Here is a 14,602-nt window from a genome sequence, read left to right on the forward strand (position 1 = left end):
CGCTTTGCCTGTGACTCCCCCTCCTGTCTTCCCCCCCTCGGAGCAGCCGCACTCGGCATTGGGAATACGCAGCTCGCACGGCCTTTCTCCTGCACGGGAGTCGACAGCCGGAGGCCTGAAAACGCTGGCTACGCGGCGCGATCTGCCCCTGCGCGCTGAATGGCAAGCGCCTACGGCGGCGCCCGCTTCGCTTCCAGCGGCCCGTCTTCCTCTCTTTCGTCTCCTGGTATTGTGTTGCGTTTTGGTTACGCTGCTAAGTGGAGGGCTGCTGCTGTTACTGATTCTGGAACCGTGATGTGCTTCGCCTGCTCTCGCTCGCTACTTGTGTAAGCGCCGGTTCGATGACGGCCCAGTATCGGCCGGCCCTCGCCTAGCTTTGACTGAAGCTCTGGCCCGCTCTGCCCGCCGGCAGCCAGGTCAGCGACTAGTTTGCGCTTTTGCCTCGCTCCCTCGCTTCAGTCAGGGTCCGCGTTGGCCTGGATCGATCGACTGTGCGCCTTTTGCCGGCCAAGGATGATGCGTCTCTCGCTCGCTTCTCAGGGGGCATAGCAATGGGGATCGTTTTGCTATGCCCTCGCTTGAGCGGGTCGAGTGCCTGTCTTACTTTTCAGGCTGACCCGGCTGGTCGGCGAGTGCCGGAATGCCGTGGAGCCCGGTGGCGCGGCGAACAGCTTGAATAATGGCCCTTGCCAGGGTGGCGGCTGCCGCGGCCCCTATGAGGCTGACCTGCGCTGCGGTGATCGCAGGATCAGGGGGAGGTGTTGTTTCTGTTCCTAGGGCCAGGGCGAAAACTATGTCGCCATCAAACATGGTGTGCGCCGGTTGAATGACTTGCGCCAGGCCGTTGTGAGCCATTTGCGCTATTTTGTTGACGCTGGCTTTACTGAGAGTGGCACTGGTGGCAACCACGGCCAGGGTGGTGTTGCTGAAGGGATGGCGACCTTGCTCAGGGCTTTCTGCGGCCCCTGACCCCCCTGCAATCGTGGCTCCACTGTGCGGATCAACAATGTTGCCCGCGGCGTTGACAACTACTAAGGCTCCGACAAGTGTTCCATCAGCTAGTTGGGTGCTGGCTGAGCCAAGCCCGCCCTTAACCGCTTTGTGACCACCGCCAAGCTTGGCTACGGTAGCTCCAGTCCCAGCTCCTACGCTGCCTTGCTCGATCGGGCCTGCGCTCGCCCGTTCACAGGCCCGGTAGCCAGCGGCAGCATCGGGTCGTATGTGGGCCGAGCCGAGGCCAAGATCAAAGATGGCGGCTGCTGGGACGATAGGGACGCGCACGTTACCGGCTTGAAAGCCTTGACCACGCTCTTCGAGATAGCGCATGACACCAGCGGCCGCCTCTAGTCCAAAGGCGCTGCCTCCAGTCAGTAAGATGGCATTGACGCGCTCGACAAGACAGAGCGGGTGTAGAAGATCAGTTTCACGCGTGGCTGGGGCTCCACCACGGACATCTACACCGCCAACCGCGGGGGGATCACAGAGGATCACTGTGCAGCCGGTGCCAGCTTCTAGGTTGGTATCGTGCCCAACGCGAATACCTGGAACATCGGTGATGTCATTGTACATGTCCTGTGCCTCCTGAGAGAGCTGTAGAGAGCTGTCATGCATGCTGCGGTGTGGTTGGTCGCTGCGGCTCGTCTGAACGTCTGAGCCTGGTCAGGTCAAAAGAGCAAGCTGGACATATGGTCGCTTGTGCTAGGCCACATGCGCGCTCGTCACTGCCCCTGACCTGGCCTGTATCACCTGATCGCTATGGCTTCGATTCGACGAGTATGGACGCGCCCGGCAAGGCTGCCGCTCGTGCCAGATCTGCCAGGTGCCAGGCGCTCAGGGTCAGTCTGTCTCTGGAACGGGTCAGCACGCCTCTGCCGATCTCCTGGTTGGTGCCACGTGCCCCTTGGATAGTTGAGGAAGGGAATCAACTGGTGGGAATCAGCTAAGAGCAAGGGCCCGCCGCAGGCGCTCAACGGCTGCGGCAACGCTCTCACGCTCGTTGTAGATGGCACTGCCGGCTACGAGCAGGTTGGCCCCCGCCTGGACGACCAGCGGCGCGGTGTGCTCGTTGATGCCTCCGTCAACTTCAAGGTCACATTGGAGTTGACGTTCGTTGAGGAGCTGCCTGGCGCGCGCGATTTTGGGCAGCGTCTCAGGAATGAATTCCTGGCCCCCAAACCCGGGATTGACGGTCATGATGAGCACTAGGTCAAGCAGGGAGAGGATGTCTTCTAGCAGCCACACGGGCGTCGAGGGGTTGAGCGCTACCCCCGCTTGTTTGCCAGCTTCTTTGATTTGCTGCACGATACGGTGTAGATGAGGACAGGTCTCCTGGTGGACAATGATGACGTCAGCCCCGGCCCGCGCGAAGGCTTCAATGTAGTGCTCAGGGTTGGTGATCATGAGATGTGCTTCTAACGGAAGGCTGGTGCTGCGCCGCACGGCTTCGACAATAAGCGGCCCCATTGTAATATTGGGAACAAAGTGCCCGTCCATGACGTCAATCTGGATACGCTGAACACCCGCTTCTTCGGCTTCGCGCACCTGCTGTCCAAGACGGCTGAAGTCAGCGCTGAGAATAGAGGGAACAAGACCAATGGGCGCCGGCGGCTGTGGCGCTTGGGCTGCTCGGGCTGTCGGCTGCTCGGTCGTCATGCTGAGGGCCTCCTCTGGAGGGCTGCCGCAGCGGCTGTGTCCAGGAGCCAGGTGACTTCACCTGCGGCGGCATGGACCAGGCGCGCGGGATAGTCATCGGGCGCGCCTTCTTCTTCAAGCACCGCTCGGATGGCCTCGGCTTTGTCGCTGCCGGTGACAAGAAAGAGGATGTGACGCGCAGCATTGATGACAGGCGGGGTGAAGGTGAGACGCTCAGGCGGCGGCTTGGGAACACTGACGGGCAGGACAAGACGCTCGCGCTCGTGAAGGGCCTGCTGGTGAGGAAAAAGTGAAGCTGTGTGCCCTTCAGGACCCATGCCGAGCTGAATGAGGTCGAAGACGGGCACTCCCGTGGTGCTGAAGACACGGCGCAGCTCGGCGCTATAACTCTCGGCAGCAGCTTGATGGTCGGTCTGCTCTGCCGGCATGCGGTGAATGTTGGCGGCAGGAATGGGCAGTTTGCTGAGCATGACTTCGTGAGCCATGCGGTAGTTGCTTTCTGGATGATCAGGTGGGACGCAGCGTTCGTCAGACCAGAAGATCTCAACGCGCGTCCAGTCGATCTGACTGCGATAGGGTTCACTGGCTAGAAGGCTGTAGAGCTTGCGTGGCGTTGAGCCTCCAGCAAGGGCAAGGGTGAAGCGCCCACGGGTGACAATGGCTTCCTGGGCGAGACGCGTTACAAGACGCGCCGCTTCCTGGCTGAGGCTCTCGGCGTCAGGATAGATGGCGATCTGTTGCTGCATCTCCTTAGTTCTATCCTCTCTGAGATCTGATAAAGATGCATAACTTGCGAGTAAGCAGCTAAGAGCCGATGCTCCCGCTCATTCCCCGAGGAGGCTCCCGAAGGCGCTGCCTTCAGGATGGCTGGCCTAGGTCAGGCAAGCAGAGCAGCTAGCTCCTGCAAAATCCTCTCAAATTGGTCATCATGCCCAGTGATCTCTAGCTCATCAACTAAGAGCTGGCTCTCCTGGCGCTGCTCATTGAGGTTTAGGGTACGCTGCCGGGGCTGTTCCTGCTCAAGTTCGATGGAGGTCAGGACATGATCGCTGTCGCCAGGCAGGCGGCTGATGCTGAACAGTGCTTGTTGATCCTCGAGCCGGCTGGTGAGACGCAGAAGGCAAATCGTTCCCGGCGGGACCTCTCCTTCGGCACGCGGACGAATATCGATGCGCGTTGGCTGCCCAGCCCCATTCTCCAGACACCAGTGATAGGCTCCTGGCGGCAGGCTCTCGACGCTGCCGGGGCAGGAAGCGCTACAGGCGACTCGGCGCCAGGTGAGACGCTCTTTGAGCCAGCCTCCCATCAATAGGGCACGGGCAGGCTCCTGTAGCCGCTGATGCAGAGTGGCGGCGGCCCCCTGGAGACGGCGGTCACTACCACCCGGCGCCTCGAGCACGGCATGCTCGATCTCGATGCGCTGAATGCCTTCGAAGTAGGGACGATACTCCAAACCGTCAAAAAACTGGGCGACCAACTGGCGCAGCGGTGTGAGCCGTCCCCAATTCAGGTCACTGATGGCACAGCTTGGATGCGTTTCTAACAGCGAGGCCAACAAGCGCAAGGTCGGCCCTGGTGTCTGGAAGCTGGCCGAATCGACGATAAGCCGCTGGCTGATGGCGGCCAGCGAGTCAAGGGGGTCGCCGCCGGCCGGAGGCTCATCAAGCCACCAGAGATAGATCGGCAGGTCAGGTCTGACGAGCTTCTGCAAAAGAGCAGCACTATGCTCAACCACCGGCCCACTGAGCAGGGCTGTGATCTGCTCAAAATGGTGACGAGTGAGGTCTGAAATGACTGGGAAGCTGCGCAGGGTCACCCAGGTCGCGATCGAGGCCGGCGCGTCGCGATCGTCTTCAAGGATCAGAATGACAACACGCGCGATATGTGTACTGAGCAGATCACGCAGCAGATTGCTAACATAGCGAGCGCGCGCGGTGGAGGGTGCGCAGATTACCAGATTGAGCACGCTGGTGCGCACGCTCATATTCTGGCCGATGCGCATGTTATCGGCGGCCATTTTCCAGAGCAAAGCCACTTCTTCCTCCAGATGCTCCCAGGGAATGGCCTTACCGGCCCACAGCGAGCGTGTCCCCGGGGATAGGTCGAGGTCCACAGTCATTCCAGATCTCCCCTGATTAGAGAACGGCATCGTTCCAGGCACCTGACGGACGGGCGGAGGCCGTCCTGCCTGGATAGCGTGCGTCAGCTACTGCAGTTTCTTGCTTACTTGACTGTTAGGACATAGGGGGCAAGGTACCGCGAGGCAAACAGCTCCTCGCGTAGCCTGGTGGCAGTGGCCAGCGAGCACTAGGCGCTTCGGCTGGCGCCCGCCAGTACTTTGTTTGCTATGCTATGTTACTGCCCTGCCGACTATCTGTTCCTGCTAGGCGAGTCTGGGGAGGATCAGCAGCGCAGCAGGACCGACAGACAGGCGCAGTGCGTGTGTCAGCCAGTCCCCCATGTCTGGCTGGCACACTCCAGGTGCGAGATTGGCGGACAAGGACACATAGGCAGCCAGGTTCAGACGATCGACCGTGGCTGCCTGGCCGCTGATCCTTATCTGGCTTGTGCTCTGTACACAAGTCTGCCACTTGCCCCCGTGGCTGTGTCCGCGCTATTGGCGCGGACACGAGGAATCAGGGCCGTCGCCAGCGGCGCCCGTCGCGCCAAATGAACTCGTCGGCGGCCTGGGGGCCCCAGGTCCCAGCCTCATAGGGATGGATGGTCTCGCGCGGCGCTTCGGCCCAGGCATCCATAATTCCCTGAATGAACTCCCAGGCCGCTTCTACCTCATCCCGGCGTGTGAAGAGCGTGGAGTCACCTAGCATGCAGTCTAGCAGCAGCCGCTCATAGGCCTCCGGCTGCGGACGCATGAAGGATGAGCCATAGAAGAAGTCCATGTTGACCGAGCGGATCTGCATCTCGGTGCCCGGGACTTTGGCGCCGAAGCGCAAGGAGATGCCTTCGTCTGGCTGGATGCGCAGCACAATCACGTTGGGTTCGATCTGCCCCTGGATGTTGCTGCGCTGCCAGAACATCGAAGGCGGTTGCTTGAACTGAATAGCGATCTCGGTCACGCGCTTGGGCAGGCGCTTGCCAGTGCGCAGGTAGAAGGGCACGTCTGCCCAGCGCCAGTTGTCAACGAAGACCTTAAGGGCCACGTAGGTCTCTGTGGTGGAATCAGGCCGGACGCCAGGCTCTTCCGTATAGCCAGGCACCAGCCGTCCATTCATCCAGCCAGCGGTATACTGACCACGAACGGTGTTGAGCAGGGCATTTTGCCCCTGCAGCGGCTGCAGGGCATGCAGCACCTTGACCTTTTCGTCGCGTACCGCTGTGGCGTCAAAGGCGATCGGCGGCTCCATCGCGACCAGGGTCAGCAACTGCATCATATGGTTCTGCACCATGTCGCGAATCGCGCCCGCTTCTTCATAGTAGGCCGCTCGCCCTTCAAGGCCGATGTTCTCCGCTACGGTGATCTGGACATGGTCCACGTAGCGGCGATTCCAGACTGGCTCGAAGATGCCGTTAGCCAGGCGGAAGACCAGTATGTTCTGAACGGTCTCTTTGCCCAGATAGTGATCGATACGATAGACCTGCTCTTCCTTGAAAACGCGCAGCACCTGGCGGTTCAGTTCTCGGGCTGAGGCCAGGTCATGGCCAAAAGGCTTTTCGATGATGATGCGTGTCCAGCCCTTGCGGCTCTTGTTCAGGCCGGCTGCTCCCAGGCGCTGGATGATCTCAGGGTACTGGCTCGGCGGTGTCGACAGGTAGAAGATGCGGTTGCCGCCCGTGCCACGCTCCCGATCCAGCCGATTGAGCAGGGCATTGAGCTTTTCGTAGCCCGCCTGGTTGTGAAAGTCAGACTGCAGGTAGAAGATGCCGGACGCAAAACTCTCCCAGACCTGCTGATTGATGGGCTTCTGGCGCGAATATTCGTTGATAGCCTCAAAAGCCTGCTCTCGGAACTGCTCATCGGTGTAAGGCCGGCGCGCAAAGCCTATGACGGAAAAGCCCGCTGGCAGCGGGTGTTCTAAGGCTAGATTGTAGAGAGCAGGCAAGAGTTTCCGATGGGTGAGATCGCCAGTCGCCCCAAAAATCACCATCGCGCAGGGCTCAGGACTGTGCTTGATGCGCAGCCCTTCGCGTAGGGGATTGGGCGCCTCGACCGCGCTGCGTTGAGGCATCGATGATATTCTCCTGGTCATCACTTGTTCTTGACAGACAATAGACGCTCTCGACTGAGTTCCAGGTTGCTCGTCCGTTACCGGGTCTGTAACCAGGACCTCTCATCGCCTGTCATCGGCTATATTCATTGTAGTGCAATACTTGTGCAGATTTAAAATCTTCTGAAGATCTTCCCATATGCTCGGGCCAGGCAGGCTGGCAAGCCGACTGAGCCGGAGGCCGCCCCCGGCTAGGCAGCACTTTGCTGAAGGAGGAGCCTGCCAGGTCTGCCCTTTGGCAGATGCCTTGCTCCTCCTGCCCGGTAGTGTCGCTTTCCTTCCAGGGTTCAAGACGGCACGGCTCTTCCACGCACCTCTGTGCGCTTGCTAGTGTCTCCTCAGCGCGAGGGCTGTCCGTCGCCTTGCGTCTCTACGGGGGCCAGCCGTTGTGCAAGGGCCTGCAGGCCGGCAGCCAGATCACCTCCGATAGCAATGCGGATGTTGCGTCGCTGATGCGCGGAGAGGGCGAAGAGATCGCCCAGCGCCTGCGCTTCTTTCAGGATGCCAAAGGTATAGGACTCGCCCGGAATGGCGATGTCCTGCTGCATATCACCGGTGATCTGGAGAAAGACGCCGTTGTTGGGCCCACCTTTGTGCAACTGGCCGGTCGAGTGTAGAAAGCGCGGACCATAGCCGAGCGTTGTCGCAACGCGGTAGCGATCACGCAGGCGCAGACGTAGCGCCTGCAGGGCGCTCTCATTGACTTCGCTGCGCTGAACATAGGCCATGAGGGCAATGTAGTCGCCTGGACGTACCTGGCCGAGGAAGGCACGCAGGTAGTTGTCTAGACCCTCTTCTCCCTCGCTCAACTTTCTGCCGTAGATGCGCAGCGCTCCTTCGCTGACGACTGGTTCCAGCTCGGGGAGCTTCCCTTCCCGACGGAAGCGTTCCAGGAGCCGGGCTGTGTTATCCTTGCTCTCTTGGACGTTGGGTTGATCGAAAGCGTTGATCTGTAGGAAGATGCCAGCGACCGCTGTGGCCAGCTCCCAGATGAAGAACTGGGCTCCCAGCTCATAACGGTCAGGCAACTGGAAACGTACTAGCGGTTGACCTGCGGCGCGCAGGCGCTGCAGACCCTCATCAAGGGCGGCGTTGTCGTCGCCTTCTAGCCGTAGGTAGACGAAGAGGCGGTCATCGCCATAGACGTCGGGAACGCCCAAGGCCTCCCCTTCGACAGGCAAGAGACCACGCCCCTCTTTACCAGTGCTTTCGGCAATGAGCTGCTCAACCCAATAGCCATAGCTGGCAATGGCTGGGGAGAGCACAAAGGTGATCTTGTCACGCCCGTGGGTACCGAGAGCTCCTAGAATCGCCCCGAGGCGCAAGCCGGGATTGTCAGCGGCAGCGCGTACGGCACTACAGCGAGTCATGGCCGCTTGAGCACGCTCTAGCAGTCGCTTGAGGTCGAGACCAATTAGAGCACCAGGGACCAGGCCGAAGAAAGAGAGCGCCGAGTAGCGTCCTCCAATGTCGGGCGGGTTGGCAAAGACGTGGCGGAAGTGATGGTCACGGGCGAGCCGCTCCAGGGAGGTACCCGGATCGGTGATCGCAATGAAGTGGGCCCCACTCTCGCCGCCCAACTCGCTGACCCGTTGCCAGAAGTAGCGAAAGTGCGAGAGCGTCTCAATGGTCTCGCCCGACTTGGAAGCGACGATGAAGAGCGTTTTATTGAGGTCGATGCGCTCTTCAACGGCGCGGATGGTGTCAGGATCAGTGGTATCGAGTACGAACAGGTCCAGGTAGCCGGGCGTGACGCCGAAGGTCAGACGCAGTACCTCGGGACAGAGGCTGCTCCCTCCCATCCCCAGCAGTACAGCGTACTGATAGCCGTCTCGCCGTACCGCTTCTACGAGGCTCTCGATCTCCGTTAGGCGCTCCTGCATGGTGCCGGCAACGGTTAGCCAGCCGAGGCGCTCGCGGATCTCTTGCTGGACCGCCGGGTCGCTCTTCCAGAGACTGGCATCGCGCTCCCAGATCCGCCGCGCGACCTGTTCGTTATCCAGACGCTGCCACGCCGCTTGCACCTGCGCTTGAAGAGCACTTTCGGCTTCAAATTGTGGCTCTGGCTCCTGTTGTGCTGTCACCGCGAAACCTGCCTCTCTTTGAGCGCCTGCTGACGGGCGCGAATGGTGTTGAGCAACTGATGATAGGAGTCGGCGAATTTCTGTACGCCTTCCTCGAGGAGCTGCTGCGTGACCGCCTCGTAGGAGATGCCGAGTTGCTCCAGCTCCTTGAACAGGGCCCGTGCGCCATCAAGGTCGTCTTCGATGCTGTAGCGAACCCGTCCGTGATCGCGGAACTTCTCGATCGTTTCGTAGGGCATGGTATCGACCGTATCGGGGCCGATCAGCTCCTCCGCGTAGAGAACGTCACGGTAGGCTGGGTTCTTGGTGCTGGTGCTGGCCCACAGCGGACGCTGTACGTGGGCACCAAGCTGGCGCAGGGCAGCAAAGCGCGGTGAGCTAAAGATGCGTTTGAATTCCTGATAGACCAGGCGTGCATTAGCAATAGCCGCTTTGCCTTGCAGCGAGCGGAGCCGAGCCTGCTCGGCAGGATCACCAGTAGCTTTGATTTTCTCGTCAAGCAGCTTGTCAACCAGGGTGTCAACGCGGCTGACAAAGAAGCTGGCCACCGAGGCGATGTTACCGATGTCCTGCCCCTCGGCGTTGCGGTTCTCCAGGGCTGTCAGGTAGGCCTCGGCTACTTCACGATAGGTCTGAATGGAGAAAATGAGGGTAATGTTGATATTGTAGCCTTCGGTTAAGGCCTGTTGAATGGCAGGCAGCCCTTCAGGGGTGGCAGGAATCTTGATCATCAGGTTTGGGCAATTGACGAGCTGCCAGTAGTGGCGCACCGCCGCCAATGTCCCCTCTGTATCGTGAGCGAGGTCCGGTGAGACTTCCAGGCTGACATAGCCGTCCACCCCAGCGCTGCGCTCGTAGATGGGACGCAGCAGATCGGCTACGGTCTGGACATCGCGTACGACCAGGGCGTCATAGATCTCCTCAACTCCCTTCCCCTGGCGAATTAGCTCCTCAATTTGGGCATCGTAGGCGTGCCCACTGCTAATGGCCTTGTCGAAGATGGTAGGGTTGGCTGTGACCCCAGTAATGCCATCCTCCTCCAGGAGACGTTTGAACTCCCCGGATTCTAGCTGCGCGCGGTCAATATTGTCGTACCAAACACTCTGTCCGTAGTCCTTCAGTTGTAACAAGGGATTTGCCATGCTCTTCTCCTCTGGTCAAGGCATCATGCCGTTCTTTTGTTCTACCCCTCTCTTTAGTGGAAAGAGCCTGCGGGCCGGTTTTATTCCCACGCGGGACAATCTACGGCAGCGGCCGCGCTCTTCGTTCGCCGCTGCCCTTGAGCTTTTATTGTCATCGCTACACTAAGAGGTTGCCTCTTCTATGATAACACCTGCCTCCGCCCGGCGGCAAATCCCGGTCCAGAACGCGGCCTTCTCTTGGTGATTTGCTGACTGGCAGAGGCTTGCCTTGTAGGTTGCTTGCAGCAAGGCAGTACATAGGCTACACTTGCCAGTAGCAGAATAGCTGGTTCTGCTTTGGTTGGGAGATGCCCACCAGCCCAGCCACGAGTATCTCCCGTGTGCGGGAGGAGAAGAGAAGGAAAGGGAATTAGGATGCGAGTGACAACGCGCTTGCGCCAGTTACTGGCCGGCCCTGATTTAGTGGTGGCCCCGGGAGCCTACGATGCCTTGAGCGCGCGCCTGATTGCTCAGGCTGGTTTCTCTGTGGTCTATATGACAGGCTTTGGCACGTCGGCCAGCGTGCTCGGAATGCCTGATGTTGGTTTGCTAACTATGAGTGAGATGGTGAGCCGTGCGGCAGCGCTGGCGGCGGTGACCGGCGAGGTGCCCCTGATTGCTGATGCTGATACGGGCTATGGGAATCCACTGAATGTGCGCCGCACGGTGCGCGAGTATGAGCGGGCCGGTGTGGCCGGACTGCATCTTGAAGATCAGGTCTGGCCCAAGAAGTGTGGGCATATGGAGGGGAAGCAGGTGATTCCAATGGAGGAGATGGTCCAGAAGGTGCGCGCAGCAGTGGAAGCTCGCCAGGACCCTGATTTTGTGATCATTGCGCGCACCGATGCCGCAGCGGTGCTCGGCTTTGAGGAGGCCCTACGCCGCGGTCGCGCCTATCGCGAGGCAGGAGCCGATGTGATTTTTATTGAGGCCCCCCGTACGTTGGAGGAGCTGCGCGCTATTGTCCAGGCTTTCCCCGATGTGCCTCTGCTCTTCAATTGGGCGCAGAGCGGGAAGACTCCTCCGCTCTCGTTGAGCGAGATTCGGGAGTTGGGTTTTAAGTTGGTACTTTTCCCCGTCGCCCTGCTCTTTACCGCCACCCATGCCATGCTGCGTTTGTTGGAAGGACTGAAGCGAGGAGAGACACCTCTGGCTTTCTCTGAACAGTCAGTGAGCTTCCAGCAGTTTACCGAGCTGGTCGGCTTGCCTTTTATCCAGGAGCTAGAGGCTCGTTATGGTGTGTATGGTGGACGCCAGGAGGCCGCTTCACCTCCTCAACAGGGCTGAGGGTTAGGCCTGCCAGGGCCGATCGCTTAGCTAGAGGCTGCTGGCTAGACTGCCTTCTAGCGGCTGGGCTACGCTGTGGACGCGCTGGCTTGGGCTGAGTGTCTTTCTGATGCCGTTCAAGAAGCGACGCCTGTCTTTGCTTGTGCTGGTCGACTGGATCTTGCTCTTGTTGGAGATCAATGAAAGGAGCCGACGATGGCCGAGAATAGCTTTCAGAAGCCGAGCATTTCGATTGAAGCTGCCCATCGCCTCATCGCTGCTGCTGAGGCTAAAGCTCGCGAAATTGGTGTACCAATGTGTATTGCAATCTGCGATCCAGATGGTACTTTAAAGGCATTCAGCCGCATGGATGGGGCGCCGCTCTTGAGCGTTCAGATCGCTCAGGATAAGGCTTATACAGCGGTGAGTTTCGGGGGCATGGCAACCCACGAGTGGTTTGAGTTTATTAAGAACGATCCTCCTTTGTTGCATGGGATCATTAAGACGGATCGCTTGATCGTTTTCGGTGGCGGCTTCGCTATTAAGACTGCCGAGGGGATTATTGGCGGCATCGGGGTGAGCGGCGGACACTATACTCAGGACATGGAGGTGGCACAGGCGGCTCTGGCGGCGCTTTAGGCCAGACAGCGCTTGTCTGCTTGCTCTCTACGCCCCCCGGGCTGTGCAGCATATGCACCTGGCATTGCTCTGCTGGCTTGTTCCCCTATCTTCGCTTGTCTGTCCTCTTTACGAGCCAGACAGTCCCTGGCCGCGCAAAGCGGGCTAGCGAGGAAGAAGCGCTGACGGGCCTGACCCTCCGCTGTTCTGATTCTAGAGGATGGCCCTCAGCGTTTCTTCGTAGCCAGCGAGCAAACCAGCCATGTCGCGCAGTAGCTGCCCGATACTATGGAGGTGGCTGATAATTTCATTGCGCCGCTTAAGGTCGCTGCGGAGACCTTCCTCTAGCAGAACGAGAAAGGCTGTGGCGTCGCCGAGCCGGCTGGTCAGGGCCTGTCTCTGCTCGTCGAGTCGGCGATGGTCTTCACGCAGGTGCAGGGAGCGTAGCACGGGGGGCGCTGGCTTTGCTTCCTCTGGCAGGCGCAGGCGCTGCAGGCTGGTCAATTCTTCGGTATGGATGTAGCTGCTTTGCTCGTCAAGAATCGCCGCCAACGAGCGACGGAATTCCATAAAGAGACAGTAGAGGTCCGCCGTGAAGGCTCCGACCCGTTGCAGGGCAGTGCTGAGTTGGTGCTGATCACTCTCTAGATCGAGATCGCTGCATTCCTGAATGAGGTCCTGAAGTTCCTTCAGGGTTGTAAGGGTTTCGTTGAAGCGGGCACTGAGTACCTGGGTGCTGGCTTGCGGTGAGTTGACGTGCTCCTGATAGAGCTGATAGAGGGCGCGTAAGGTCGATTGCTCATGTGAAGGCCGTTGGGACGCTGGCCCGGCGGACAACAGGGCTTCTTGGGCTGCTTTGGCGGCCCAGGTCTGCAAGAGTTCCAGGGTCTTTTCGATATCGCTAAGCAGTTGTTCGCGCTGGAATGCTGGCAGCTCAGGATGATGACGGATCAGACTCCGACAGTTGCACAGGGTGGTAATGGCACGCTCAAAAGCATGATCTGTTTGATCTTGGGTATCTTCAGACATGCCTCGGTTTCCTTCCCATCTGTTACCACAAGCCACATTTGTCCTACAAGAAGAGATGCCTGCCCGAATTGTACTGCTTCGTATGCGGCATTGTCAACGCGCCCAGCCATGCCTGCCAGAGGATGAACAATCGTATTGTGCAAGGTAGACGGTTGAGCCTTCCACCTTCTCTTTCTCCAGGACTTCAGTACTAGTCATCCTCCGCTTTCTCTGCTTGCTCGCTACGTGCTGGGCCGCTTATGTTACAATTGCTGCCAGACTGATCTTCAAGCGCTGAAGAGAGTGACTTCGCCTCAGAGTAGATACCGAAAGCCTGGAGAAGGGAGGAGGCCGTGATGAGCAAGAGGCGGCTGGCGTGGCTGCTGCTCCTCGCTCTAGCATTGACCTGGCTGGCCGGTTGTGGAAGTTTGCCGGCCATGGGTCCGGCGTCAGGGGAAGGATCAGCCACGCCGGGGAGCAGTAGATCCTCTCCTGCAGGTGGGCCACGGGCAACGGCAACAGCTTCCGGGGCTATGGGAGCAGCTACCCCTATTAGCATCACGGGTCACGGCGAGGGGACGGCGACCCCGAGCGTAACCGGGCGCTCTCGTTCGACGCCAGCTCCCAGTCCCACCGCAGGGCGTTCTGGCTCTCCAGCAGCTACCCCTGTTCCGACGCTGGCGCCTGGGGGCAGCGGCCCCTATGGAGCTCCTCCCGCAGAGACAAGTCAGGAAAGTCAGCTACGGCAGCAGCTCTTGGCCCTCATCAACCGCGATCGGGCCAGTCAGGGTCTGCCTGCTTATACGCTGGATGGGACCCTCTCAGCCGGCGCGCGCTTGCATAGCTGGAACATGGCTCACTGTGGTCTCAGTCACGCCTGCCCCGGCGAAGCTGCCCCTTGCGATCGCGTGAGTGCAGAGGGGATCACCTGGAGTGTATGCGGCGAGAATGTGGGCTATGCCTCGGCCTCACCTGATGCCTGGAGCGGCGTGCAGCTCATTGAGAGCAGCATGCTAAACGAGCAGCCTCCTAATGATGGGCATCGGCGTAACCTGCTCAGTAGTGCCTTTCACCGCATTGGTATCGGGATCTACCTTGATAGCCGGGGCTACGTCTGGGTGACCGAGGATTTCACGAATTAGAGCGGCAGCGAGGGCAGGCAGGACTCGAGCATGGGGTGGTTATTCTTCTTGTTTCTCTCTTCTGCCGTCTGCCTGCCCATCGAGTCTTGCGCCGCTATTGTGCTCTTTCTTCGAGCTTTACCCTTCCTGCTGCATACTCTGTCACTCGCCAAATTGCCCGAGTCTGGCTCAATCAGTCAGCCCATAAAGACGACCAAATTTCTCCTTGAGATAGTGAGCAAAGTAGTCAGCGTTGGGCGCCTCACCAGTGACACGCTTGATGAGATCCTCGGGCAGATAGATCATGCCATAAACGTACATGTGCTGACGCAGCCATTCCAGGATAAAAGATGTTTCTCCTTGCTCAAGCCGATTGTTGAAATCTGGAAAGATTTTGAGTAGAGTGTAGTAGATTTGCGCTGCATAGAGATTGCCCAGCGTATAGC

11 protein-coding genes and 2 pseudogenes are annotated in these 14,602 nt (G+C 59.4%); 4 read left to right on the plus strand and 9 right to left on the minus strand.

The window, feature by feature from the left end; translation table 11 throughout:
• Positions 1-295, plus strand: a pseudogene (locus IRZ24_RS08295) (hypothetical protein); the annotation flags it as partial.
• A 305-nt stretch (positions 296-600) separates the two neighbouring features.
• On the opposite strand, the gene IRZ24_RS08300 reads toward IRZ24_RS08295, so the two are convergent.
• The 7 genes from IRZ24_RS08300 to tal form a co-directional block, all read right to left on the minus strand.
• Entirely contained in the window at positions 601-1,569 is a 969-nt protein-coding gene (locus tag IRZ24_RS08300) for a P1 family peptidase (protein WP_297162393.1), read from the minus strand.
• A gap of 366 nt (positions 1,570-1,935) precedes the next feature.
• The gene (gene rpe / locus IRZ24_RS08305; RefSeq protein ID WP_297162398.1) at positions 1,936-2,652 is read right to left on the minus strand and encodes a ribulose-phosphate 3-epimerase; all 717 of its coding nucleotides are present in this window, start codon (positions 2,650-2,652) and stop codon (positions 1,936-1,938) included.
• The gene (gene pgl, locus IRZ24_RS08310; RefSeq protein ID WP_297162401.1) at positions 2,649-3,398 is read right to left on the minus strand and encodes a 6-phosphogluconolactonase; all 750 of its coding nucleotides are present in this window, start codon (positions 3,396-3,398) and stop codon (positions 2,649-2,651) included. The genes rpe and pgl overlap by 4 nt, the downstream gene beginning before the upstream one ends.
• 131 nt (positions 3,399-3,529) lie before the next feature.
• Positions 3,530-4,771, minus strand: coding sequence for a glucose-6-phosphate dehydrogenase assembly protein OpcA (locus IRZ24_RS08315; protein WP_297162404.1), 1,242 nt, complete (start codon positions 4,769-4,771; stop codon positions 3,530-3,532).
• Positions 4,772-5,288: 517 nt separating this feature from the next.
• The gene (zwf, locus tag IRZ24_RS08320) at positions 5,289-6,839 is read right to left on the minus strand and encodes a glucose-6-phosphate dehydrogenase (RefSeq protein ID WP_297162407.1); all 1,551 of its coding nucleotides are present in this window, start codon (positions 6,837-6,839) and stop codon (positions 5,289-5,291) included.
• Positions 6,840-7,216: 377 nt separating this feature from the next.
• Positions 7,217-8,962: a bifunctional transaldolase/phosoglucose isomerase gene (locus tag IRZ24_RS08325; protein WP_297162410.1), complete on the minus strand. Its 1,746-nt coding sequence runs from the start codon at positions 8,960-8,962 to the stop codon at positions 7,217-7,219.
• On the minus strand, positions 8,959-10,104 hold the full coding sequence (gene tal, locus IRZ24_RS08330) for a transaldolase (RefSeq protein ID WP_297162412.1): 1,146 nt from the start codon (positions 10,102-10,104) through the stop codon (positions 8,959-8,961). Before tal ends, IRZ24_RS08325 begins: the two co-directional genes overlap by 4 nt.
• 414 nt (positions 10,105-10,518) lie before the next feature.
• Here tal and IRZ24_RS08335 point away from each other — a divergent pair, with 414 nt between their 5' ends.
• Complete coding sequence (locus tag IRZ24_RS08335; protein WP_297162414.1) at positions 10,519-11,430, plus strand: isocitrate lyase/PEP mutase family protein; 912 nt, start codon at positions 10,519-10,521, stop codon at positions 11,428-11,430.
• 195 nt (positions 11,431-11,625) lie between these two features.
• Positions 11,626-12,048, plus strand: coding sequence for a heme-binding protein (locus IRZ24_RS08340; protein ID WP_297162416.1), 423 nt, complete (start codon positions 11,626-11,628; stop codon positions 12,046-12,048).
• 192 nt (positions 12,049-12,240) lie between these two features.
• Here IRZ24_RS08340 and IRZ24_RS08345 read toward each other — a convergent pair whose 3' ends face one another.
• Positions 12,241-13,056 carry a hypothetical protein gene (locus IRZ24_RS08345; RefSeq protein WP_297162419.1) on the minus strand — a complete coding sequence of 272 codons (816 nt, stop codon included), beginning with the start codon at positions 13,054-13,056 and terminating at the stop codon, positions 12,241-12,243.
• 335 nt (positions 13,057-13,391) lie between these two features.
• Between IRZ24_RS08345 and IRZ24_RS08350 the strand changes: the two genes are divergently transcribed.
• Positions 13,392-14,177 (plus strand): CAP domain-containing protein, encoded by a 786-nt coding sequence (locus IRZ24_RS08350; RefSeq protein WP_297162422.1) that lies wholly within the window; start codon positions 13,392-13,394, stop codon positions 14,175-14,177.
• Between the two features lie 168 nt (positions 14,178-14,345).
• On the opposite strand, the pseudogene IRZ24_RS08355 reads toward IRZ24_RS08350, so the two are convergent.
• Positions 14,346-14,602 (minus strand): annotated as a pseudogene (locus IRZ24_RS08355) (carboxypeptidase M32); the annotation flags it as partial.

The sequence above is a fragment of the Thermogemmatispora sp. genome (assembly GCF_019683755.1).
Classification (GTDB): domain Bacteria; phylum Chloroflexota; class Ktedonobacteria; order Ktedonobacterales; family Ktedonobacteraceae; genus Thermogemmatispora.

Excerpts from the sequence above, each read along its gene's own strand:
- IRZ24_RS08300 (WP_297162393.1), bottom strand. The coding sequence starts at position 1,569 with ATGTACAATGACATCACCGATGTTCCAGGTATTCGCGTTGGGCACGAT.
- rpe (WP_297162398.1), bottom strand. The coding sequence starts at position 2,652 with ATGACGACCGAGCAGCCGACAGCCCGAGCAGCCCAAGCGCCACAGCCG.
- pgl (WP_297162401.1), bottom strand. The coding sequence starts at position 3,398 with ATGCAGCAACAGATCGCCATCTATCCTGACGCCGAGAGCCTCAGCCAG.
- IRZ24_RS08315 (WP_297162404.1), bottom strand. The coding sequence starts at position 4,771 with ATGACTGTGGACCTCGACCTATCCCCGGGGACACGCTCGCTGTGGGCC.
- zwf (WP_297162407.1), bottom strand. The coding sequence starts at position 6,839 with ATGCCTCAACGCAGCGCGGTCGAGGCGCCCAATCCCCTACGCGAAGGG.
- tal (WP_297162412.1), bottom strand. The coding sequence starts at position 10,104 with ATGGCAAATCCCTTGTTACAACTGAAGGACTACGGACAGAGTGTTTGG.
- IRZ24_RS08335 (WP_297162414.1), top strand. The coding sequence starts at position 10,519 with ATGCGAGTGACAACGCGCTTGCGCCAGTTACTGGCCGGCCCTGATTTA.
- IRZ24_RS08340 (WP_297162416.1), top strand. The coding sequence starts at position 11,626 with ATGGCCGAGAATAGCTTTCAGAAGCCGAGCATTTCGATTGAAGCTGCC.
- IRZ24_RS08345 (WP_297162419.1), bottom strand. The coding sequence starts at position 13,056 with ATGTCTGAAGATACCCAAGATCAAACAGATCATGCTTTTGAGCGTGCC.
- IRZ24_RS08350 (WP_297162422.1), top strand. The coding sequence starts at position 13,392 with ATGAGCAAGAGGCGGCTGGCGTGGCTGCTGCTCCTCGCTCTAGCATTG.